The 22,370-nt window shown below is 36.6% G+C and carries 22 protein-coding genes and 1 riboswitch; of the genes, 14 read left to right on the top strand and 8 right to left on the bottom strand.

Features of this window, described 5'->3' with window-relative positions; genetic code table 11:
* Positions 1 to 13 precede the first annotated feature (13 nt).
* Positions 14 to 1,060, bottom strand: coding sequence for an FUSC family protein (locus M948_RS24545; RefSeq protein ID WP_021289002.1), 1,047 nt, complete (start codon positions 1,058 to 1,060; stop codon positions 14 to 16).
* Positions 1,061 to 1,243: 183 nt separating this feature from the next.
* On the opposite strand from M948_RS24545, the gene M948_RS43420 reads away from it, so the two are divergent.
* The 5 genes from M948_RS43420 (at position 1,244) to M948_RS24525 (ending at position 6,164) form a co-directional block, all read left to right on the top strand.
* Positions 1,244 to 1,348: a hypothetical protein gene (locus M948_RS43420; RefSeq protein WP_021289001.1), complete on the top strand. Its 105-nt coding sequence runs from the start codon at positions 1,244 to 1,246 to the stop codon at positions 1,346 to 1,348.
* Between the two features lie 62 nt (positions 1,349 to 1,410).
* Positions 1,411 to 2,688, top strand: coding sequence for an isocitrate lyase (gene aceA, locus M948_RS24540; RefSeq protein ID WP_021289000.1), 1,278 nt, complete (start codon positions 1,411 to 1,413; stop codon positions 2,686 to 2,688).
* Between the two features lie 320 nt (positions 2,689 to 3,008).
* A complete protein-coding gene (locus tag M948_RS24535; RefSeq protein WP_031334955.1) occupies positions 3,009 to 4,232 on the top strand; it encodes a C40 family peptidase in 1,224 nt (407 codons plus the stop codon).
* 201 nt (positions 4,233 to 4,433) lie between these two features.
* The gene (locus M948_RS24530; protein WP_021288998.1) at positions 4,434 to 4,970 is read left to right on the top strand and encodes a TetR/AcrR family transcriptional regulator; all 537 of its coding nucleotides are present in this window, start codon (positions 4,434 to 4,436) and stop codon (positions 4,968 to 4,970) included.
* 78 nt (positions 4,971 to 5,048) lie between these two features.
* Positions 5,049 to 6,164: an MFS transporter gene (locus M948_RS24525; RefSeq protein WP_021288997.1), complete on the top strand. Its 1,116-nt coding sequence runs from the start codon at positions 5,049 to 5,051 to the stop codon at positions 6,162 to 6,164.
* An 80-nt stretch (positions 6,165 to 6,244) separates the two neighbouring features.
* On the opposite strand, the gene M948_RS24520 is transcribed toward M948_RS24525, so the two are convergent.
* Positions 6,245 to 7,486 carry a Bcr/CflA family efflux MFS transporter gene (locus tag M948_RS24520; RefSeq protein ID WP_021288996.1) on the bottom strand — a complete coding sequence of 414 codons (1,242 nt, stop codon included), beginning with the start codon at positions 7,484 to 7,486 and terminating at the stop codon, positions 6,245 to 6,247.
* A gap of 269 nt (positions 7,487 to 7,755) precedes the next feature.
* Between M948_RS24520 and M948_RS24515 the strand changes: the two genes are divergently transcribed.
* The 6 genes from M948_RS24515 to M948_RS24490 all read left to right on the top strand — a co-directional run bounded on the left by M948_RS24515 (position 7,756) and on the right by M948_RS24490 (position 13,381).
* Positions 7,756 to 8,376 carry a nitroreductase family protein gene (locus M948_RS24515; RefSeq protein ID WP_051170017.1) on the top strand — a complete coding sequence of 207 codons (621 nt, stop codon included), beginning with the start codon at positions 7,756 to 7,758 and terminating at the stop codon, positions 8,374 to 8,376.
* A gap of 153 nt (positions 8,377 to 8,529) precedes the next feature.
* Positions 8,530 to 10,044, top strand: a complete 1,515-nt coding sequence (locus M948_RS24510; protein WP_021288994.1) for a BCCT family transporter — start codon at positions 8,530 to 8,532, stop codon at positions 10,042 to 10,044.
* A gap of 231 nt (positions 10,045 to 10,275) precedes the next feature.
* Positions 10,276 to 11,562 (top strand): hemolysin family protein, encoded by a 1,287-nt coding sequence (locus M948_RS24505; RefSeq protein ID WP_021288993.1) that lies wholly within the window; start codon positions 10,276 to 10,278, stop codon positions 11,560 to 11,562.
* 115 nt (positions 11,563 to 11,677) lie between these two features.
* A riboswitch (guanidine-I (ykkC/yxkD leader) is annotated at positions 11,678 to 11,779 on the top strand.
* Between the two features lie 90 nt (positions 11,780 to 11,869).
* Positions 11,870 to 12,205, top strand: coding sequence for a DMT family transporter (locus M948_RS24500; protein ID WP_021288992.1), 336 nt, complete (start codon positions 11,870 to 11,872; stop codon positions 12,203 to 12,205).
* A 2-nt stretch (positions 12,206 to 12,207) separates the two neighbouring features.
* Positions 12,208 to 12,522 carry a DMT family transporter gene (locus M948_RS24495; RefSeq protein WP_021288991.1) on the top strand — a complete coding sequence of 105 codons (315 nt, stop codon included), beginning with the start codon at positions 12,208 to 12,210 and terminating at the stop codon, positions 12,520 to 12,522.
* 76 nt (positions 12,523 to 12,598) lie between these two features.
* Positions 12,599 to 13,381, top strand: coding sequence for a VLRF1 family aeRF1-type release factor (locus tag M948_RS24490; RefSeq protein WP_021288990.1), 783 nt, complete (start codon positions 12,599 to 12,601; stop codon positions 13,379 to 13,381).
* A 55-nt stretch (positions 13,382 to 13,436) separates the two neighbouring features.
* Here the strand turns inward: M948_RS24490 and M948_RS24485 are convergent, their stop codons facing one another.
* The 6 genes from M948_RS24485 to M948_RS24465 all read right to left on the bottom strand — a co-directional run bounded on the left by M948_RS24485 (position 13,437) and on the right by M948_RS24465 (position 17,236).
* Entirely contained in the window at positions 13,437 to 13,781 is a 345-nt protein-coding gene (locus M948_RS24485) for a fluoride efflux transporter FluC (protein WP_021288989.1), read from the bottom strand.
* Positions 13,778 to 14,173 (bottom strand): fluoride efflux transporter CrcB, encoded by a 396-nt coding sequence (gene crcB / locus M948_RS42705; protein ID WP_051739042.1) that lies wholly within the window; start codon positions 14,171 to 14,173, stop codon positions 13,778 to 13,780. Before crcB ends, M948_RS24485 begins: the two co-directional genes overlap by 4 nt.
* Entirely contained in the window at positions 14,152 to 14,571 is a 420-nt protein-coding gene (locus M948_RS24480; protein WP_021288987.1) for a Fur family transcriptional regulator, read from the bottom strand. Before M948_RS24480 ends, crcB begins: the two co-directional genes overlap by 22 nt.
* Positions 14,572 to 14,588: 17 nt before the next feature.
* Positions 14,589 to 15,440 (bottom strand): metal ABC transporter permease, encoded by an 852-nt coding sequence (locus M948_RS24475; protein WP_021288986.1) that lies wholly within the window; start codon positions 15,438 to 15,440, stop codon positions 14,589 to 14,591.
* A 15-nt stretch (positions 15,441 to 15,455) separates the two neighbouring features.
* A complete protein-coding gene (locus M948_RS24470; RefSeq protein WP_021288985.1) occupies positions 15,456 to 16,211 on the bottom strand; it encodes a metal ABC transporter ATP-binding protein in 756 nt (251 codons plus the stop codon).
* A gap of 74 nt (positions 16,212 to 16,285) precedes the next feature.
* Entirely contained in the window at positions 16,286 to 17,236 is a 951-nt protein-coding gene (locus tag M948_RS24465; RefSeq protein WP_021288984.1) for a metal ABC transporter solute-binding protein, Zn/Mn family, read from the bottom strand.
* A gap of 248 nt (positions 17,237 to 17,484) precedes the next feature.
* On the opposite strand from M948_RS24465, the gene M948_RS24460 reads away from it, so the two are divergent.
* The 3 genes from M948_RS24460 (at position 17,485) to M948_RS24450 (ending at position 22,333) form a co-directional block, all read left to right on the top strand.
* Entirely contained in the window at positions 17,485 to 18,405 is a 921-nt protein-coding gene (locus tag M948_RS24460; RefSeq protein WP_021288983.1) for a proline dehydrogenase family protein, read from the top strand.
* Between the two features lie 333 nt (positions 18,406 to 18,738).
* Positions 18,739 to 21,138 (top strand): 3-hydroxyacyl-CoA dehydrogenase/enoyl-CoA hydratase family protein, encoded by a 2,400-nt coding sequence (locus M948_RS24455; protein WP_021288982.1) that lies wholly within the window; start codon positions 18,739 to 18,741, stop codon positions 21,136 to 21,138.
* Positions 21,139 to 21,157: 19 nt separating this feature from the next.
* Positions 21,158 to 22,333, top strand: a complete 1,176-nt coding sequence (locus tag M948_RS24450) for an acetyl-CoA C-acetyltransferase (protein WP_021288981.1) — start codon at positions 21,158 to 21,160, stop codon at positions 22,331 to 22,333.
* Positions 22,334 to 22,370: the final 37 nt, after the last annotated feature.

Raw genomic sequence — 22,370 nt, 5'->3', positions numbered from 1 at the left:
ATGTACTCGTTTTTTAGTTAGTCACTCTTTCTGGTCCGCAATGTTCAAAATATTTATCTACAAGTTGATAGATGGAAATAAGTTCATAAATAATTATTACTTCAGGAGGAAACGTTGTTGCTTCAACGTTAGGTTTGGTTCTGGATATTCCAGTTTCTTCCCAAAACATATCACTTAATTGTTTCAGATAAGCTTGATGTTTTTCGGATTCAATTTTTGATTTACTTGCCAATCCTTGAACTAGTTCGTTAACAGCTAATAATATTGTTTTCTTCTCTTTCGTACCCCACATGGTAAATTGGGAAGGCGTATTTAAAACATTATCCGTGTGATAGTGTATCAGTCTTAAACAAATTAACTGTTTTTCAATTTCTTTAAAGCGTTTCTTTTCATTTTCGCCAAGTGGGTGGTAGTTCGATTCCTCTTTTTGAAAACGGATCAGCGTTTCTGTTTGTTGGATTTTTTTATACACTTGATCGGCTGGGTTTATCGAAGTTAACACATCATCATGATTATTTACCTCAATAACCCTTTGAAACACCTGTTCAATTAAACGAGCCGTCTGTCTTCTCACACTTTCAATGTTTTGGGTAATATGCTCGGTATAATTAGGAGGTAAGACAAACATATTTACCCCAGTCGAAACCAATAAACCAATAGTGGTCGTACCTAATCGAATTAGAAAAGAAATAAAATAATTACTATGAATGACTTCAATCATTGCTACAGCTGTTAAGGTTGCAACTAATAATCCTGCATGAAGTTTTAAGCGGAAACAGGTGACTATTGTTAGTGTAGCAGCGAGTGCATAGGTTAAAGGTGAATTTCCAAATAAGAAAATAAATAGTACTGAATACGCTGAGCCAATAGCTGAAGCAGGAAAGCGAATCATCCCTTTTCGGATGGAATCGGCAACCGTTGGTTCAATTGTTACAATCGCAGTGATAACTGCAAATACCGCCGGGATTTCTAATATTGAGCAAATCCACGCTGTAAGAAAAACAGCTACTCCTGTTTTCACGACCCTGCTCCCAATAAAGTGAAATTTTTTTCGTTTCACGTTGGTCATCTCCTAGTTGAAGTAATCCTATGTGAACAATAATATCATGATCTATTCTCCACTAATAAAAAAATTTTTTCAACTATCTCCCTAAAAAAGGTTGCAATTTTTAGACTATTAGAATAAACTGTTTTATAACAATAAATAGTAAATTTTAACTGTTATATAAAAGGAGGTGCGCAAATGAATCATGAAAATGAAACAAGATGCCCTGAATGTGGAGAGAAAGTAAATAATAAAACGTATATCTTGGAATGCGATTACTGTCTGTCTAAAAAGGAAGATTAATTTTTTGACTAATCTGTTATATAACAAAAATATATGAAATATAACAAATGGGGAGGATTAATATGGAAGATCAACGAGTTAATATGCTAATCGAAAATTGGGAGAAAGACGAACGTTGGATAGGGGTAGAAAGGCCGTATCTCGCTAAAGATGTAATCCGTTTAAGGGGGAGTATGGATATAACCTATTCTTTGGCTGAACGAGGAGCAAATAAATTATGGGAGCTACTGCACACAGAAGATTATGTTCATGCATTAGGAGCTTTAACTGGAAATCAAGCGGTACAGCAGGTAAAAGCAGGTCTTAAAGCAATTTATTTAAGTGGTTGGCAAGTAGCAGCTGATGCGAATCTTTCCGGTCAAATGTACCCGGATCAAAGTTTATATCCTGCCAATAGCGTTCCGCATGTAGTGAAACGCATAAATCAGGCCTTACAACGAGCAGATCAAATCCATTACGCAGAAGGGGACCAGAATTTGGATTGGTTCGCTCCAATTGTCGCTGATGCTGAGGCAGGGTTTGGCGGACAACTAAATGTATTTGAATTAATGAAATCAATGATAGAGGCTGGCGCGGCAGCTGTTCATTTTGAAGATCAATTATCCTCGGAGAAGAAATGCGGACATTTAGGTGGAAAGGTGTTATTACCTACACAAACGGCTATTCGTAATTTAATTTCTGCTCGGTTTGCAGCTGATGTAATGGGCACACCCACCATTATAATTGCTCGAACCGATGCAAATGCTGCTAATTTAATTACGAGTGATATTGATGCATCTGACTCAACATTTATTACGGGAGAGCGAACAACAGAAGGATTTTATAAGACAAGAGCGGGAATTGATCAAGCGATTGCTCGTGGATTAGCATATGCTCCATATGCTGATCTTATATGGTGTGAAACAGCTGAACCAAATTATCAGGAGGCGAAGCAATTTGCTGAAGCAATTCATAAGAAATATCCAAATAAGTTATTAGCTTATAATTGTTCCCCATCTTTTAATTGGAAACAAAAACTTTCCGATCAAGAAATTGCGTCCTTTCAAGAAAAGCTAGGAGAGTTAGGGTACAAATTTCAATTTGTAACACTAGCAGGATTTCATGCATTAAACCATAGTATGTTTGAACTGGCTAGGAAATATAAGGAAGAGGGTATGAAGGCCTATGCTGCATTACAACAAGGTGAATTTACGAGTGAAAAATATGGCTACAGTGCTACTCGACATCAACGGGAAGTAGGAACAGGCTACTTTGATGAAGTTGCTCAAGTAATTGCTGGTGGAACAACCTCAACGGCAGCATTAAAAGGATCAACAGAAGAAGAACAATTTACCTCTTAGAATGATAGAATAATAGATATAATTGCGTTTATTCCTTTGTGGGGTGAACGCTTTTTATATGATTCGATACGATTTTTTTCGATCTTATTCATAGCGAAATGCCCAGATTCATATCCAATTACCAGGTAATATGTCGTATTTGAAATATAATTGTAACATTTTCATAATATGAGTGAAATTTTTACCTGTTATACTACTAATTGCCTAAATAAATAGAAATACATAAAAAATTAGTTTCACTTTACTGCTTAGCTACAACGGAAGAATAACACGATACATAGATAAATGATGGCAGACCGTGATTCAAGAAGTGGGGGAGAATGTTGAAAAAATCAGTTTTAACAGTATCGGCTGTAGCAGTCGTCGGGTTTAGTAGTGTATTTTTCCAAACCGAAGCAAACGCAGAATCTATCAATAACTTAAAGGACAAGCAATCTGAAATCCAAGATAACCGCGAGGAGATAAAAGCGGATCTATCCGATGCGGAATCTGAGATAGCAGATGTATTAATAGAATTAGAAGAATTAAATAAAGAAATAAGTCAAGTTAATCATGCCCTAACAGAAAACCAAAAAAAGATGGATGAGACGGAGGACAGCATTTCATCTAAACAAGCAGAAGTTGATAAATTAGAAAAAGAAATTAAACAACTTGAAGAAGCGATTGAGAAACGATTTGACATTTTAAAGGAACGAGCTGTTTCATATCAACAAAGTGGCGGTAATGTAAGTTATCTAGAAGTAATTTTTGGTTCCAAGAGTTTTGGTGACTTTATTAATCGTGTTTCTGCTGTAAATAAAATATCTGATTCGGATGTTGAATTAATGGAGAAACAGGAAGCGGATAAAAAGAAAGTAGAAGAAAAACAAAATAAGGTGCTCAATAGTCTTGAAGAATTGAAAGATATGAAAGCAGAATTAGAAGGCATCCAGGCAACCATTAAAGAACAAAAACAAGAAAATGAATCAAAAAAAGATACATTAAAATCAAAAAAACAAGATTTGGAAGCACTAAAAGATGAACTTCAAGTTAAGGATAGTAACTTAGCAACCCTTGAATCACAAGTACAAGAAAGTATTGCTGCAGCAGAACAACCAGTAGCTAGTTCAGATGGAGGGGAATTGCAAACACTAAGTAAAAAAAGCTCTCCTTCTAAAGCTGTTGTTTCTACTGGAGGCGGTGGCCTAAGTACGGTAATTAATGCAGGCTATCAATACCTAGGTGTTCCATATGTATGGGGAGGTAAAACGCCAAGTGGATTTGACTGTTCTGGATTTGTTTCATGGGCATTTGCACAGGGTGGTTATTCGATCCCATCTAGTACATCTGCTTTAGCAGGTACAGGTTCAAAGGTTTCCTATAGTAATATTCAACCTGGAGATATTGTGTTTTTTGACACATATAAGAAAAATGGACATGTCGGCATTTACATCGGAGGCGGTAAATTTATCGGTTCACAGAGTACACCGGGGTTATCGGTAGAAACAATGACGAGTGGTTATTGGAACGAAAAATTTAATGGACATGTACGCCGCATTAGATAATACAGAATAAAATCAGGTAGTTGAGATATACTCAACTACCTGATTTTTTATCCGAAATGTGAAAGGGAATTTTCCATTTTGTAAGCAGGAGTGATCACTTAGTACAATTAGCTTTATCCACATACACTTAATTATTGTAACGTACTTTTTGATATGATAAGATGGTTTTATAGCGATCGTTCTATCTAAAGGTGGTGTATAATGAGTAAAAAAAAGCAAGATTTATTAGAACATGCTGAAAAATTATTTTATCAAAACGGTTTTCACGCGATTGGTCTTAAACGTATTGTTCATGATGCTGGAGTTGCTTTAATGACGTTATATAATCACTTTGACTCTAAAGAAGACCTAATTCTTGAAGTCCTTAAAAATCGAGAAAAGAGATATTTTTCACATCTAAACAGTATGGCTGAATGTAGAAATACAGAAGGTACGGTTTCAGTTGCATTACTGTTTGCTGAAGCACATATTGCATGGCTAAGCTCTTCTGGAACGAATGGTTGTATGTTTTTAAGAGCAAAGGAAGAGTACGCTTTAGAGAATGAAGAAATTGTTAATCAAGTCATTGCTCACAAAAAATCATTCATTTCTTTCTTGGTTAAACAAGGCTTTTCTCATGCTCACTCGATTCAGTTAGCAATGTTGTTTGAAGGGGCTACCTCACTTTCAGAAATACTCGATGTAAATGATATAGCGATTCAGTTTAGAAGTTTAATAAAAGATTCATTTAGAGAGTAAGCTGGAATGATGTCTAGCTTACTTATATATTCAATAAATATATAATGATCGTTCTATATAAATGGAGGGGGAGATCGTATGTGGAAGTTTGTACTACCTGGAATTGCAATGATTGGTGTCACTTATGCATTTGCACGTTTTAGTTTTGGTTTGTTTTTACCTCATATAACTGAATCATTAGACCTCACGGAAAGCAATGCTGGTTTTGTTGGTTCAACTGCTTATGCATCCTATACTTTGGCTTTATTGACAGCCTCATTATTCATTCAAAAATGGGGACAATTACGGGTAATTCAATTGGCTGGAATAAGTGCAATTCTAGGTTTATTAGGGATCGCCTTTTCTCCTAATTTTTATATATTAGCGTTAAGTACTTTTATTGCCGGTCTCGGGAGTGGCTGGTCTTCTCCAGCTTTTTCTCAAGTTGCTGCAACCTCATTAAGAGAAAAAGATAGAGATAGAGGCAACACTTGGATGAATAGTGGAACTAGTTTTGGACTTATCGTGTCTGGTCCAATAGCACTTCTGTTTACAGAACACTGGAGACTTTCATTTCTTCTTTTTGCACTTATGGCTATCGTCGTTTTTATTTGGAATACAATACGTATACCAACTCCAGCTTCTTTTCCAAGCCAAGATAAAACAGTAACGGGTTCTCGCTCGTTAAAACGAGCTAAATGGTTGATAATTGCTTCTATAATGGTAGGGGGAAGTTCTTCTGTTTTTTGGACTTTTTCAAGAAGCTACTTAACAGCTGTTTATCAAATGAGTGACTTTGAAAGTGTATTTTTTTGGATTTTAATGGGGATATCAGGCATTATTGGAGGAGTTGCAGGAAGTTTCATAAATAAGATAGGTTTGTCTTTATCTTATCGTCTAACACTCTTAATAATGATGACTTCTCTTGTTATCATTACAATACCAAACCCTATAACGATTTATACTTCATCCATCTTTTTTGGCGTATCTTATATCGTTATGACGGGGATTTTAATTGTTTGGTCAACACGTATATTTACGTCCTTGCCATCCATCGGTGTTAGCTTATCCTTTTTATCGTTGGGAATAGGTCAGTCCATTGGTTCTTTTATTGCTGGAGGGACAATTGATGCTATTTCATATCCTTTTACTTTTGTTTTATTTTCTCTAATTGGATTGGTTGGGGTAATCGTTCCTACTAAAAATTCTAATTAATAATGGTTATGCAAGATAGAATCGACTAATTTAAGCTGATCCCCGCGCGATCCTAATAAAATTTGGGGATCAGCTTCTACTTAATCATCTAATTCAATCTTTGTATGTTCTTTTTTAACTAGCAAGAAGAAAGCTGTAAAGCCAATCAGGGAAGTAGTAAATAATATAGCTGCCATCGGGACAGCTGATGCTTCATTAATACCAGCAAGTGGTGAGAATATTGAACCGAGCAATAACGGTAGCATACCTAAGACGGCACTTGCGCTTCCTGCACGGTGTCCCTGCTTGGCCATTCCAAGGGTAAATGTACTTGTAATAACCATTCCGATTGTGATCATATATATAAAGATTAATATGACAATGGATGTTAGTGGTCCTTCAATTATTGCCATGACAAGCAGTATGGATGTTGCTGTTAACGCAATCGTGATGGCTGTCTGAAGTAGTTTTTTTTCTGGAATTATTCCACCAAAACGTCCGATAATAAAACTCCCTGTAATAATTGCCAGCCCATTTATGCCAAATAGTACGCTAAACGTTTGTGGGGATACCCCATAAATATCCTGATATACAAATGGTGTTCCCGATACATAAGCAAAGCTTCCTCCATGTACAAATCCAACGACCAGTGCATAGCCAATAAACGAACGATCCTTCAGTAAGCTTCCCATGGTTACAACAGTTGCACCAAGTGAACTTGGTATCCTTTTCTCTGGTGGTAGGGTCTCCTTTAATTTCATGGCGACAACAGCTACAATCAAGATGCCAATGAAACTTAAAAATAAAAAGATGCTTTGCCAGCTTCCAGACTCAAAAGAGAGAATTGCACCACCGGCCATAGGTGCGATCATTGGGGCAACAGCATTAATAACCATTAACAGTGCAAAGAATTTCGTTAGAGCTTTACCACTGAACACATCTCGTACGACAGCGCGTGAAAGAACAACTCCTGCCGAGGCGGTAAATCCTTGCAAAAAACGTACTGCGATTAATATCGCAATATTAGGTGCAAATGCGCAGAGAATAGATGTTAATGCAAACAGACTAGTAGCAATTAATAATGGCTTCTTTCTTCCCTGTGCATCACTAATTGGTCCAACAATTAATTGACCGACAGCAAGTCCGAGCAAACATGCAGTTAAACTGGTTTGCACCAATGTAGCGCTGGTATTTAAATCCTGTGCAATTCCAGGGAAACTAGGTAAATACATGTCGATATTGAGTGGTCCTAGAAATGCGAGCAGACCGAGTAGCAGTGCTAGTCCCACACGCGTTTTTCCCGTCGGATTGTGCAATACTGGTTCTTGTTGTTCAAGATACAAAAGTCATCACTCCTAACCATTATATTTTACGTGCTCAGTTATGTTTTGTTAAGTATTTATTAGATAAACAAGGTTAATAATCCGAAAACATCATCGTATCATAGCTGCTTCTCTTTTAACTCGTTCTATTTTCGGTACATTCCATCGATTTGTAACATCATCATCTAAAATAGAGAGAAGCTATCGTTTTGTCTATTAAAAAGCTTCAGCTGATTCTTCTATATGGAAGGTTTTGAAAAGTATGTTATTTCATTTATAATGAAAATTATATGTTTTTAAAAACTAAAAAGGAGGTTTTGTTGTTGAAGGACGCTATTCGAAAACCTGTATATGATATTGACCCGATCTATACAAAACGTTGGTCTCCAAGATCTTTCTTAAGCAGAGCAATACCAGATGATGATTTAAAAGGCTTATTTGAAGCAGCAAGATGGGCCCCATCTTCAGCAAATGTTCAGCCTTGGAGATTTGTTATTGCAAGAAATGAAGCGGATAAAGAAGCGTTCTTATCGTTTATTCACGATTCAAATACGATTTGGTGTAAGCACGCACCTGTTTTAGCTGCGGTGATCTCTAAAATGGATGAGCAAAAATTTGGCGGGCATAATCCTACACATGCGTTTGATACGGGTGCAGCTTGGGCTTGCTTAGCTTTGGAGGCAGCACGAAGAGAAATTATTACACATGCAATGGCTGGTTTTCATAAACAGAAAGCAAAAGCAGCATTGCGAATTCCGGATAATTTTGAAATACATGCCATTGTAGCTATCGGTTATCAAGGGGAAAAGGAATGGCTCTCTGAAGGGCTGCAGCAACGTGAAGTCCCGTCCAATAGAAATGAGGTGGATTCGTTTTTATTTGAGGGGGATTTTCACAATACTAATTTTTAAATACAGAACAACATACGATGAAGAAAAGAAGTCTTTACTTGTGATATTTTCAATATTGGCGAAAGGTTTATTGAATAGTAGTTGGGGTATATGTAAATGTACTCCTGGCACCTGAACAACGCGAGACATAAAAACCGATAGAAAGGATATGTTATGAAAAATAATAACTCGTTTAAGAACCCAGTGTTCTATGTATCTGCGTTTATTGTATTGCTTTTAGTAGTTATTGGCGCAACGACACCCAAAAAATTTGGGGAAGTGGCCAATACATTATTTAATTTCACGACGAATAATTTTGGCTGGTTTTATTTACTGGCAGTTTTTGTCTTTATTTTATTTCTAATCGCGATTTCATTTAGCAAATTTGGGAAAATGCGCTTAGGAGCAGCTGATTCTAAGCCTGAATATTCATTTTTCACCTGGATAGGGATGCTGTTCTCAGCAGGATTTGGTGCTGGTCTTGTTTTCTGGGGTGTAGCAGAACCAATGAGTCATTTCTTTAATACACCATTCCCTGAATTAGAATCGATGTCTGAAGAATCGGCGAGAGTTGCGATGGGATATGCATTCTTCCATTGGGGGATTAGCCAATGGTCCGTATTCGCAGTGGTTGGTCTAGTCATCGCTTATTTACAGTTTAAAAAGAAGGAAAGAGGTTTAATATCTACTTCCATCCAGCCGGTGGTCGGAAAGAATAGAGTATTGGGAGATACCATTGATTCGTTAGCTGTTATAGCAACGGTAATGGGAGTGGCAACTTCATTAGGCTTAGGTATTCTGCAGATGAATGGAGGGTTAAAATCTGTTTTTGATGTACCTACCTCTATTTGGGTACAAATAGGAATTGCTGCGGTAATGTTGATTACATATTTAATTTCTTCCAGTACAGGGTTGGATCGAGGAATAAAGTGGTTGAGTAATATTAATCTAGGACTTTGTTTATTATTATTAGTATTTGTATTTTTAGCTGGTCCGACTGTATTCATTTTAAATACATTTGTATTAGGCTTAGGTGATTATTTTACAAATTTTGTTCAATACAGTTTGCGTTTAACACCTTATTCTGGTGAATCATGGGTGAGGGATTGGACGATATTTTACTGGGCATGGTCTACAGCGTGGTCCCCATTCGTTGGTGCTTTTGTTGCACGAGTTTCTAGGGGAAGAAGTATTAGACAATATGTTGTTGGTGTATTAGTTGTTTCTCCGGCAATTGCTTGTTTATGGATTGCTGCATTTGGAGGAACAGCACTTTATAGCGATTTATTTAATGGTACATCCATTGCTGAAGCAGTCAATGCAGATGTTGCTGTAGCCTTATTTGAGACTTATCAACATTTACCATTTACAACAATTTTATCGTTACTATCGATCTTCTTGATTTTTACATTCCTCGTCACATCTGCTGATTCAGCAACATACATTTTAGGATCGATGACATCTAGAGGAAGTCTAAACCCTGCACTACTTACTAAAATTGTATGGGGTGTATTAATTACAGCCATTGCTGTTGTATTGTTATTGGCTGGTGGTTTAGAGGCCTTACAAACAGCTTCACTTATTTCGGCACTTCCATTTACGGTTATTTTATTAATTATGATGATCTCCTTCTTACGGATGATCAATAAAGATTATCGGAAGACGAAAAAGGAAGAAGAAAATAAATAAATGAAAAGCAGGTAAGGGGCATTTTCCTTTACCTGTTTTTTGTAATAATAGACGTAATATAGGTAATAAGATAAAATGAATATAGAAAAAAGGCAGGTAGGTGATTCACATGGGAAGGCAATAGCATTCGCATATTTACTAATGGTAGGTGACTCACCTGCAGACGGATAATTTTATTTATCGACATACAGGAGGTGGATTCCTTGTATCCAAAGGATACAAGGATGCTAATTGGATATTGTTAATTTAGTTTTGGTTGCTATATTGATTTTGCTTACTGCATTCTTTGTAGCAACCGAATTTGCAATTGTAAAAGTTCGTGCAACACGTATTGACCATTTAATTGCGGAAGGTAATAAGCAAGCGGTCTATGCTAAGAAATTAATCGATAATTTGGACGCTTATTTATCTGCCTGTCAGCTAGGTATTACTGTAACGGCATTAGGACTGGGATGGCTAGGAGAACCTACTGTCGAAAGATTGTTACATCCAATATTTGATAGATTAGGACTAACTGAAACAGTATCTTCTATTCTATCATTTGGGATTGCGTTTGTTCTGATTACTTACCTGCATGTGGTGTTAGGTGAGTTAGCTCCAAAAACAATTGCTATTCAAAAGGCAGAGACTGTTACATTATATCTTGCTCGACCACTTATGCTATTTCATAAGTTGATGTATCCATTTATTTGGCTATTAAATGGTTCTGCACGCTTATTTATCCAATTGTTTGGGTTTAGACCCGTTAAAGAACATGAAATGGCACATTCAGAGGAAGAATTACGACTCATTTTATCCGAAAGCTATAAAAGCGGTGAAATTAATCAGTCAGAAATGACATATGTAACGAATATATTCGAATTTGATGAACGGATAGCAAAGGAAATCATGACGCCACGCACAGAAATGATCTGCTTTTTTAAGGAAGATAGTTATGAGGACAATATTCGGGTGGTTCAAGAAGGTCAGTTCACAAGATATCCAGTTGCCGATGAGGAAAAGGATCATATTGTTGGACTGGTAAATATTAAAGAGCTATTTACCAACTATATGGATAAGGCTAACCCCCAATCCATTGATACGTTTATCAGGCCTATTATCCATGTAGCAGAGTCAACACCAATTAGGCAAGTGTTATTAAAGATGCAAAAAGAACGTATTCATATGGCAATTGTTAATGATGAGTATGGAGGAACTGCTGGTCTCTTAACTGTTGAAGATATACTAGAAGAAATAGTTGGTGATATTCGGGATGAGTTTGACTTACATGAAAAACCAATGATAAAAAAAGTAGAAGAAAATGTGAACATTGTTTCTGGGAAACTGCAACTGGAGGAAGTAAATAATTTGCTTGATACAGAGTTAGGTGATGAAGAAATTGATACGATTGGGGGTTGGATATTTCTGAATAATCTGGATGCCAAAAAAGGTACGACAATCCACCATGAGAATTATCAATTTATCGTAGAAGAAATGGAAGGATACCAGATCAAAGAAGTAAAGATAGTCAAAGGATAGCTGATACCGCGTGTAACCAAAGTTATTTGAAAGTCAAATTAACCTAGGTTTAGCGATTGTTCTAAACTATAAATTGACAAGCATCGTATGTATGGATATACTAAAATGAATTCAAGAAATTATTTTCTAGGGTTCCGCAAGTAGTTTTTTTGCTTGGACTGGTCCGAGAGAAAATGCACGTGATTCGTGTACACGGAGGGACAAAAGCCCGGGAGGATATCGAAATTGGTTGATATCTTCTCGGGCTTTTTTTATGCCTGAAAGATTCTTGAAAGTTTGGAAAAGCTACTTATATGAGGTGATACAAATGAAAAAGGATTGGAATATTATCTTTTTAGCCGGACTGTTTGAGATAGGATGGGTTATTGGCTTAAAACACTCTAATGATTGGATAACTTGGCTGCTAACGATAGTAGCGATTTATATTAGTATGCATTTATTAATCATTGCATCTCGTAGACTGCCAATTGGTACTTCTTATGCTGTATTTACTGGTATCGGAACTACTGGGACAGTTATTCTTGAAATTGTTTTATTTAATGAAGCGTTTCAGATTGCAAAAATCGTACTCATACTGCTTTTGCTTTCTGGAGTGATTGGCTTAAAAATGATTACAACTGAAAAAGAAAGAAAAGAGGTGTAAGTATGGATTGGTTTTTCTTAATTGCAGCCGGGGTCAGTGAGGTTTTTGGCGTAATGGGGATTAATAAAGTAAACCAACAGCGAACAATCACCTCTTTTACTTGGTTAATTGGCGGATTCATTCTAAGTTTTGCCCTCTTAAGTATAGCCATGCAGACAATTCCAATGAGTACTGCTTATGCGGTTTGGACTGGTATTGGTACCGTAGGCAGTGCATTGGCAGGTATGTTTTTCTATAATGAATCAAAAGATTGGCGACGACTGTTATTTATTGCCATGATTCTTTGTGCGGCAATTGGACTGAAGCTGATCTCCTAAATATGTTTATCGTTCATAGTTATCGGATAAACAGTAATTAATAAACGCAATAATCTTAAAGGAGAGGCCGATAATAATGGATTTAGCTAAAGAATTAAAACAATTGGAAGCCATCCAACGAGATGGAGCGGATAAGGTTTTTACCATGTATTTAAATACAGACCCTTCCGACCCTGAACAACAAGGTGGAGAATGGAAAATCCAGTTTAAAAATGGGATGCGTAATTTTGAACAGTATTTGGAAGAGGCGAATAATAAAGAAGAGCTAAAAAGCTTTCAATTAGTAAAACAGAAGGTAGAAAAATTTGTTCGTGGCAATGAGCAAGAATTTCGTAGAGGCATTATTATTTTCGCAACAGCTGACGAAGAAGTTTGGTTTGCTGCACGAGTACAAATGCGTTTGGATACGGCTTTCTTTTGGCAAGAAACTCCAGTATTAGATCAGTTAAAAAGTCTTGAAGAAGCACATCCGAAGTCGGGTATTATTCTTGTTCAACAAAACCAGGTGAAGGTAATCGAATCTTATTTAAATGAAATTGAAGATAAGAAGTCCTACGAATTGGATATAGAAACCGACGATTGGCGTGAAAAAACAGCCATGGGCCCAGGTAATCCAACTGTTCAAAAAGATAACTTAAATGCAAGATTTAATGCAAATAAACACCGTTGGTATAAAAAAATCGCACCAAAAATAGATAAGCAAGCAAAGGATAATCAGTGGGATAAAATCTATGTGGTTGGCGAACCAGGACCAACTCAAGCATTTAAAGATCAAATGAATAAACCAATTAATGATGTCATTAATAAAAATATGCTTGATCATGAGGAAACAAAGGTATTAGAAGAAATATTTGGGTAATCATGACAAACAAGGACTGTCCCGTATTAAGGGACAGTCCTTGTTTGTCATCAAATTATAATAAATAAAGGATTAGCAGTACAGCGAATAGTGAGAAAAGGACAGAAGTACTAATATAAACCATGGCAAGTTTGAATTCTTTTTTTAATATTAATCGTAGTGATTCATTTCCAAACGTAGAAAATGTTGTATATGCGCCGCAAAATCCCACACCTAACAGAAGCCAACCTGCTCTAGGCAATACGCCATCCAGATAGTAGTGAAGGAGAACACCTAATAAGGCAGAGCCAGTTATATTTGCTGTCCATGTACCAATTAATCGTTTGTTGGCTAAAAGCGACAGTTGATAGCGTGTAATACTACCAATAATCCCCCCAACTGCAATAAGTAACCAATTCATCCTTGCTCCCTCACTTTTCTAAGCGAGGCAGTGTAACCAAGGAAACAACTTATTAATCCGCCGATGATGCTCATTAAACAATATGTCATTGCTGCTAATTCACTTGTACGCCAAAGTTCAATGGTCTCAATTGCGAAAGTAGAAAATGTTGTAAAAGAGCCAATTATGCCGATATTCATGGCTGCAAACAAGTCAGGGGAAAGTTTTTTTCTAATTGCATCTTGACTTAAAAAGAAACTGAGTAAAAAACATCCAATTAAATTCGCGCATAAAGTAGCAAAGGGAAATCCCTTTGCTGTTATGATTATAGATACACCATGTCTAGTTATTGCACCAATTGCACCACCTAAACCGATTAAAGCATAGGTTTTTAAGTTAGAGCCAATCTGCATCCTGGGCACCTGCCATAAATCTCGAATTTATGCCCTTCAATGGAATAACCTGCAAGTGAATGCTGTACTTCATCCATTGGACAAACTTCAATTTCCTTCGTTTTTCCACAATCCCTACATATGAAATGGTGGTGATGGTGATGAGTACAGTTCATACGGAAATGTTTTTCCCCATTTAATTCGGTGGTTTCCAAAATACCAACTTGATTATAAAGATGCAGATTTCGATAAACGGTATCAAAACTAATTCCTTCATAGCTCGCTTCTAAGTGTTGGATAAGATCTTTTGCAGTTCGATACCCATCAGCATTATCAAAAAATGTTAAAATTTCTTTTCGCTTACCTGTTGTTTTATATCCTTTTTGCTTCAAGAGTTCGATCGCTTCATTTATCTTCATTCAGCTTCCCTCACTTTTTATTTAACGGTTTTATTCCTTCTGTTATAGTTCTTTAACTTTTTGGCGACAATCGATAAGAGTAAAATAAGAATTGAAACCATAACAATGGTCCCGCCAGGAGGTATACTTAAATAATACCCAGAGATTAACCCTATAATAACAGCTAATTCACCAAATACAATAGATAAAACTAACATTTGCTTAAATCCTTTAGCTATTCGCATACTTGCAGCAACTGGCAATGTCATCAAGGCAGATACAAGAAGCACACCAACAATTCGAATCGATGCTGCAATTACAAGAGCAGTTAGTACAATAAATAATAAATGAATATATTTCGCGTGCAAGCCAGCAATTTTCGCATGTTCTTCATCAAAAGAAAGCGTGAATAGCTCTTTAAAAAATAACCCAATTATAATAATAATAAAAATCGAAATTCCCGCAATGGTGTAAAAATCATTTTGACTCACAGCTGAGACGGACCCAAATAAATAATTGAATAACTCGGTATTAAAACCATCCGCTAGTGAAATGAAAATGACACTTAATCCTACGCCTCCAGACAGGATAATGGGAATAGCTATTTCTTGATACGCTTTATAAAGTCCACGTAGCCTTTCAATAAGTATAGAACCTAGGACGGAAAAGGCCATGCCACTATAAAGTGGACTTAACATAATAGCAAATTTTTTCTCGAGTAAAAGTCCAAAGGCTATACCTGCTAGTGTAACATGAGATAAGGCATCTGCAATTAAAGATAATCTTCTAACCACAATAAATGTACCTAATAATGGTGCAATAATCCCGATTAATATTCCTGTGAAAAAAGTATTTCGTAAAAAGTCGTATTGTAAAAAATCTGCTAACATAAGGTTTCCTCCAACTTAATGATCATGTGTAACAATATTGACGTTATGTCCATGAATTCGTGACAAATCATTTGCAGTAAGTGCATGATATTCATCTGGTTTTCCATGAAAATGCAATTGCTTATTTAAACAAGCAATATCCGTAGCATGTTCTGTCATTGTTCCCGTATCATGTGACACCATTAGCATTGTAATGTTTTGTTCATGATTTAATTGATATAGTAATTCGTAAAAACGGTGTACATTTTCATGATCAACACCAACTGTCGGCTCATCGAGGATGAGAAATTGAGGATCACTTACTAATGCCCGTGCAATAAAAATACGTTGTTGTTGTCCACCGGATAAATTACCAATATTTTCATAGGTATATGCTTGCATACCGACCTGCTCGATAGCCTGCTGGATTTGTTCTTTATGATGTTTAGTAAAGAATTTGAAATAACCGACCTTTGCAGTCAATCCCATGGATACAACTTCAAATACAGTAGCAGGAAATCCTCGGTTAAATGTATTGGCTTTTTGAGAGACAAAGCCAATCTTATCCCATGCTGAGAATTTGTCTAATGGCTGGTCGAAAAGGGCAATTGACCCCGAATTTGGTTTAATTAATCCCAAAATAAGTTTAATAAGTGTTGTTTTACCACCACCATTTGGCCCAATTAAACCTAAAAACGAACCACTTGGTATCGAAAAATTTATGTTTTCTAACACCTGTTTATTTTCATAAGCAAAATTGATATTCTTCATAGATACTACGACGTCAGTCATGTCGTTAACTCCTTTCAATTACAAATGAAAGAAGCATCAATGGATTTGATGCTTTCTTTCTATAAGTCCCAGCTTTACTTTGTAATTTTATCAAGTACTTGTAAGTTTTGCTTCATTATTGAAAAATAATCTTCATTATTTGAAATATCTTTTTCTGTTAATACGGACAAGTTATGAATCGTTACTGCCTCCGCATGAATGTGATCTTGGATAATTTCAGACACTTGATTTGAACTGTTTTGTTCAAAAACAACATAATCTAATTGGAATTGATTTGCTTGGTCGATAATTTTAGTTAATTCTTTCTGCGATGGTTCACTACTTGAAGATAAACCATTAATGGAAATCTGCTCTAACCCATATCGTTCCTCCCAGTACCCGTAAGCAGCGTGAGAAACGAGGATATGTTTGTTTTCTTTTTTATTTAAGGTTTCTTTAAAGTCGTTATCTAAATTAGTCAGACGTTCTTCTAACTGATTAAAATTCTCTGTATATGCTTGTTGTTGATCGGGATTTAATTGAATAAGTTCTTCTTTCAGCATTTCAGCAAGTTCTACCATGCGTAATGGATCTAACCAAACATGTGGGTCATGATCACCGTGATTATGACCATCATGAGAATGGTCATGACTGCTTTCGTCTGCATGATTGTGCTCTTCATGATTAGAATGGAAGAGGGAATCCTGCTTCCCTAATTCGACTTGGGTTATATCCTCTGAGGAAAGGGCATCTGCTGCACTTTCTGCAAATCCTTCCATACCTGCTCCCATATAAATAAATGCATCACTTTTAGCGATAGCAGTAATATCTTTGGAAGTAGGCTCATACGTATGTGCATCAACGCCTGCTGGATAAACAGATTTCACATTTACTGTATCTCCGCCAATTTGTTCAATTAGGTATTGAATGGGATAAATGGAAGTATATATTGTTAAATCGGATTTTTTCTTTGTAGATGCTTCATTAGAGGAACACCCGGCTAGAATAAATCCGACGATAACTATTATAATTGCAAACTTTTTCACGATTATGTTCCTCCTTAGGTGAATGTCTTTTATTATATTATCGTAATCATTTCGAAATGTAAATAGGAACGATTACGATTTTATAAATATAGGTTGCTAGACTATCTACTACACAGGTATGTGAATGACTCATATAATGTGAATAAAAGAAAGTTTGTAAGTTTGAGAAAATAATAGCCATCATTTGTCTAATGATGGTAAACTAAGCTTAATCATGAATTATTGGAAGTTTCAAGGGGGGATTATGGTTGGATCAACTATTGCGAAACTTTTTCTTATTTTTATCAAATAATCGAACGTTAACCAAATTAGCAAAATCATATGGATTTAAGTTTGGGGCAGGAAGGTTTGTCGCTGGTGAAACGATAGAACAGGCTTCAACAAAAATTAAACAAATGAATGAAGATGGGTTTGCGGTTACGGTCGATCATTTAGGAGAATTTATTGATAATGAGGCGGAGGCAAAAGCGGCCGTGGAGGAATGTATTCATGCAATAAATGTTTTTGCTGAAGAGGGGTTAGATGCTGAATTATCTTTAAAATTAACTTCCATTGGATTAGATATTTCGCAAGAACTAGTAATGAACAATATGCGATTCATCCTAAATGCTGCAAAGAAACATGGCTTGATTGTGACCATCGATATGGAAGATTTTTCGCGAGCTGAGCAAACGTTACAGATTTTCAAGGAGCTTAGAAGTGAATATAAGAACGTTGGGACAGTTCTTCAAGCATATCTATATCGAGTAGAAGCAGATATTGAAGACTTAAATGCATATGACCCGTATCTTCGATTAGTAAAAGGAGCATATAAAGAATCAGAACAGGTTGCCTTTCCAAATAAACAAGATGTCGATGAAAATTACCGGAGGATTATTAAGCAGAATTTGCTCCAAGGAAATTATACAGCGATTGCAACCCATGATGAAGCCATTATCGATTTTGTGAAAAAATGTGAGAAAGAATTTCGTATTCCTAGAGAGCAATTTGAATTCCAAATGCTTTATGGGATACGTATTGATTTACAGAACGAACTAATTGCTGCAGGTTATAAGGTACGCGTATATGTGCCGTATGGAAAGGATTGGTTTGGTTACAATATGCGTAGACTGGCTGAACGACCGGCGAATGTGATGTTTGTATTAAGAGGAATCATCAAACAAAAGTAGGTAACCGAAGGCGGAAGTATATGTACACTCCACCACACGTTTTGTGATTATTGGATGATTCGTCTATGTATCGTAATTGCATGCCGTGTAGACAGATTATCTTTTGAGTGAATTCCGCATGGGTTCCATAGAATAGTAGATTTATTAATTTTGATTTTATACCTCTATTCCCAGTATTAAAGTCTTGTAAAGATCAACAAAATTATTTTCAATTATGGATTGCGAAAAGTCTGTAAATACTATATAGTAATAATTAAGTGGATAGGGAACTATCTTTTTATTTTCGCAGAAAAATGAATGAGTATTCATTCAAAATGGATTGGGGGATAAACTATGAAGCAATCAATCAAGCGTGCCGCTGTTTTAGGCTCTGGTGTTATGGGGTCTGGAATTGCTGCTCATTTAGCTAATCTTGGAATACCAACACTTATGCTTGATATTGCACCACAGCAATTAACCAAAGAAGAAGAAAAGAAAGGGTTATCCTTAGATGATCGAGTAGTTAGAAATCGTATAGCAGCACAAAGTAAGCAAGCACTAAAAAAGCAGAAGCCATCTCCAATTACAACCAAAAAGAGTCTTGATCTAATTGAAATTGGGAATATGGATGACGATATGGATAAACTAGTGGATGTAGACTGGATTATTGAAGTGGTGGTAGAGGACCTCGCCATTAAGAAAAAGGTATTTGCAGATGTAGATAAATATCGCAAGGAAGGTACATTTATTAGTTCCAATACTTCAGGAATTTCGATTGAAGCAATGGCTAGTGATTGTTCGGATGATTTTCGAAAACATTTTTTGGGGACACACTTTTTTAACCCACCACGCTACTTAAAACTTTTAGAAATTATACCAACGAAGGATACAGATCCTGAAGTCGTAGCATTTATGAAAAGATTTGGTGAAAATGTTCTAGGTAAAGGTGTCGTTGAAACAAAGGATACTCCTAATTTTATTGCTAATCGTATCGGTACGTATGGATTGTTAGTAACGGTAAGAGAAATGTTAAATGGTGGTTATAGTATTGGGGAAGTTGATTCGGTAACTGGTCCAATGATAGGTCGAGCTAAAAGTGCAACTTTTCGTACATTAGACGTTGTCGGCTTAGATACATTTATCCATGTTGCCAACAATGTTTATGATCAAGTCGATGGGAAGGAGAAAGAAGTATTTGCCATTCCAGCATTTATTTCAAAAATGAAAGCAAATGGATGGCTAGGGGCAAAGACTGGTCAAGGATTTTTCTTGAAGAAAAAAGATAAAACAGGTAGTACGATTTATGAATTGAACCCTGAAACACTAGAATACGAGGATCGTAAAAAATTAAAAACAGCTGCAACAGAGATGGCCAACCAAGAAAAAGGCGCGCACCGAAAATTGAAAACGCTTATATCAAACGAAGGAGATCGCGCAGGAGACCTTGTATGGTCAATTCTAAAACCCGTGTGCATTTATGCAGCAGAACTTACAGGGGAAATTGCCGATGACATTGTTGCCATTGATAATGCGATGAAATGGGGATTTGGATGGGAAATGGGACCATTCGAAACGTGGGATGCAATCGGTTTACGTAAATCGGTTGAACGAATGGAAGTAGAAGGGGAAGTGATTCCAAGCTGGATTATCCATATGTTGGAAAAAGGGAACGAATCCTTTTATAAATCGGATAATGGAAATGTATATTATTACGATAATGAAACCTATAAACAAAAAACATTTAATAAGAAAGAGATAAATTTAAAGCAATTAAAAGAGATAAATGGGGTTATAAAAAAGAACGCGGGTGCTAGTTTGATAGATTTAGGAGACGGAGTTGCGGGATTAGAATTTCATTCCAAAAGCAATGCTATTGGTCTAGATATTATTCAAATGGTAAATGAAGCCATCGATGAAGTAGAAGAAAATTATCAAGGACTTGTGATTGGAAATCAAGGAAAGAATTTCTGTGTTGGCGCTAATCTAGGTATGATGCTAATGGAAGCACAAGATGATAATTTCTTTGAACTAGATATGGTTATTCGTCAATTTCAAAATATGGCCATGAGGATTAAATATTCCAATAAACCGATTGTGACTGCTCCGTTCAATATGGCAGTTGGTGGTGGTGCAGAAGTATCCTTGCCAGCAGCTTCCATTCAAGCTTCAGCAGAAACATATATGGGGCTTGTTGAATTTGGAGTTGGTTTAATACCCGGTGGTGGTGGTACGAAGGAGTTGTATTTAAAGCAGCTTCGTAATTTACCAAAGGGTATTCATTTTGACCTTAGCAAAGTTGCCAATGATGTGTTTGAAAAGATAGCGATGGCTACCGTTTCTACTTCTGCAGCTGAGGCACGTGAAAATGGATTTTTAGATCAAAGTGACAAGATTAGTGTAAATCCTGATCACTTACTTCATGATGCGAAAGAGAATGTCCTTGCATTGGCTAATGCAGGGTATCAAGCGCCAATGCGTGAAAAAATTCCAGTTGTTGGTGATGCTGGTTATGCAGCTATGTTACTTGGTTCGAAGTCATTGCAATTAAGTGGTTATGCTTCGGAACATGATCTTAAAATTGCTGAAAAATTAGCCTATGTATTGTCTGGGGGACGCATTACCAATAGTACAGAAATCGATGAGCAAGTCATGCTTGATTTAGAAAGAGAAGCCTTCTTAAGTTTAATTGGGGAACCAAAAACCCAACAACGTATGCAGCACATGTTATTAAAAGGGAAGCCGTTACGTAACTAAAAGCAAAGGGGGAAATGATGTGAAGGAAGCAGTAATTGTAGCAGGTGCAAGAACCCCTGTAGGAAAAGCGAATAAAGGATCGTTAGCTCATTCACGGCCAGACGATTTAGCAGCATTAACAATTAAAGAGACGTTAAAGCGTGCAGGGGATTACGATGGAAATATAGACGATGTCATCATTGGATGTGCAATGCCAGAAGCAGAGCAGGGAATGAATATGGCCAGAAATATTGCTGGCCTTGCAGGGTTAAAACATGATGTGCCAGGTATAACCATTAATCGTTATTGTTCATCTGGATTACAAAGCATTGCTTATGCTGCCGAGCGGATTATGGTAGGAGCAAGTGATTCTATAATTGCTGGTGGAGCAGAATCAATGAGTTTAATTCCAATGGGAGGACACGTGATTAAACCAAATTCATCCCTTGTGCAAAATGCTCCTGGCTACTATATGGGAATGGGACATACAGCAGAAGAAGTTGCCAATCGATTCAACATATCTAGAGAAGATCAAGATGCGTTTGCTGTGCGCAGTCATGAGCGTGCAGCAAAATCCTTAGAGGAAGGGAAATTTAAAGACGAGATCGTGTCAGTAGAAGTAACCCATCGGTTTATTAATACAAATAATAAGCCAGAAGAAAAAACAGTGACATTTCAAATAGATGAAGGAGTAAGGCCAGGTACCACCATAGATGTTTTAGCAAAACTGCGACCAGCCTTCCATATAGAAGGAACGGTTACTGCAGGTAATTCTTCGCAAATGAGTGATGGTGCGGCTTCCGTTTTATTAATGGACCGTGAAAAAGCAGAAGGGGAAGGGTTAACACCGTTGGTTAAATTCCGTTCTTTTGCGGTGGCAGGTGTCGAACCAGAGATTATGGGGGTCGGCCCAATTGCTGCTATTCCAAAGGCTCTAAAGATTGCAGGTTTAGAACTATCTGATATTGGATTGTTTGAATTAAATGAAGCATTTGCCTCTCAATCAGTAAGAGTGATTCAAGCGTTAGATTTGGATGTTGAAAAAGTCAATGTCAACGGTGGTGCCATTGCTCTTGGTCATCCGCTCGGTATGACAGGGACAAAATTAACATTAAGTTTGATGCATGAGATGAAGCGGAGAAACGTACAATTTGGTGTCGTAACCATGTGTATCGGAGGTGGAATGGGAGCTGCTGGAGTATTTGAACTTGTTTAACTATGGAACTTTTCTCTTCAATAAATAACAAAAAGGG

Source organism: Virgibacillus sp. CM-4 (assembly GCF_000445495.1).
GTDB classification, from domain to species: Bacteria; Bacillota; Bacilli; order Bacillales; family Amphibacillaceae; genus Virgibacillus; species Virgibacillus salexigens.
Note: the sequence above shows the minus strand (reverse complement) of the source record. Positions and strands in the feature narration are given on the sequence as shown.

Bases quoted from the DNA above. Each gene is read 5' to 3' on its own strand.
- M948_RS43420 (WP_021289001.1), top strand. From the start codon at position 1,244: ATGAATCATGAAAATGAAACAAGATGCCCTGAATGTGGAGAGAAAGTA.
- aceA (WP_021289000.1), top strand. From the start codon at position 1,411: ATGGAAGATCAACGAGTTAATATGCTAATCGAAAATTGGGAGAAAGAC.
- M948_RS24535 (WP_031334955.1), top strand. From the start codon at position 3,009: ATGTTGAAAAAATCAGTTTTAACAGTATCGGCTGTAGCAGTCGTCGGG.
- M948_RS24530 (WP_021288998.1), top strand. From the start codon at position 4,434: ATGAGTAAAAAAAAGCAAGATTTATTAGAACATGCTGAAAAATTATTT.
- M948_RS24525 (WP_021288997.1), top strand. From the start codon at position 5,049: ATGTGGAAGTTTGTACTACCTGGAATTGCAATGATTGGTGTCACTTAT.
- M948_RS24515 (WP_051170017.1), top strand. From the start codon at position 7,756: ATGTTTTTAAAAACTAAAAAGGAGGTTTTGTTGTTGAAGGACGCTATT.
- M948_RS24510 (WP_021288994.1), top strand. From the start codon at position 8,530: ATGAAAAATAATAACTCGTTTAAGAACCCAGTGTTCTATGTATCTGCG.
- M948_RS24500 (WP_021288992.1), top strand. From the start codon at position 11,870: ATGAAAAAGGATTGGAATATTATCTTTTTAGCCGGACTGTTTGAGATA.
- M948_RS24495 (WP_021288991.1), top strand. From the start codon at position 12,208: ATGGATTGGTTTTTCTTAATTGCAGCCGGGGTCAGTGAGGTTTTTGGC.
- M948_RS24490 (WP_021288990.1), top strand. From the start codon at position 12,599: ATGGATTTAGCTAAAGAATTAAAACAATTGGAAGCCATCCAACGAGAT.
- M948_RS24485 (WP_021288989.1), bottom strand. From the start codon at position 13,781: ATGAATTGGTTACTTATTGCAGTTGGGGGGATTATTGGTAGTATTACA.
- crcB (WP_051739042.1), bottom strand. From the start codon at position 14,173: ATGCAGATTGGCTCTAACTTAAAAACCTATGCTTTAATCGGTTTAGGT.
- M948_RS24480 (WP_021288987.1), bottom strand. From the start codon at position 14,571: ATGAAGATAAATGAAGCGATCGAACTCTTGAAGCAAAAAGGATATAAA.
- M948_RS24475 (WP_021288986.1), bottom strand. From the start codon at position 15,440: ATGTTAGCAGATTTTTTACAATACGACTTTTTACGAAATACTTTTTTC.
- M948_RS24470 (WP_021288985.1), bottom strand. From the start codon at position 16,211: ATGACTGACGTCGTAGTATCTATGAAGAATATCAATTTTGCTTATGAA.
- M948_RS24455 (WP_021288982.1), top strand. From the start codon at position 18,739: ATGAAGCAATCAATCAAGCGTGCCGCTGTTTTAGGCTCTGGTGTTATG.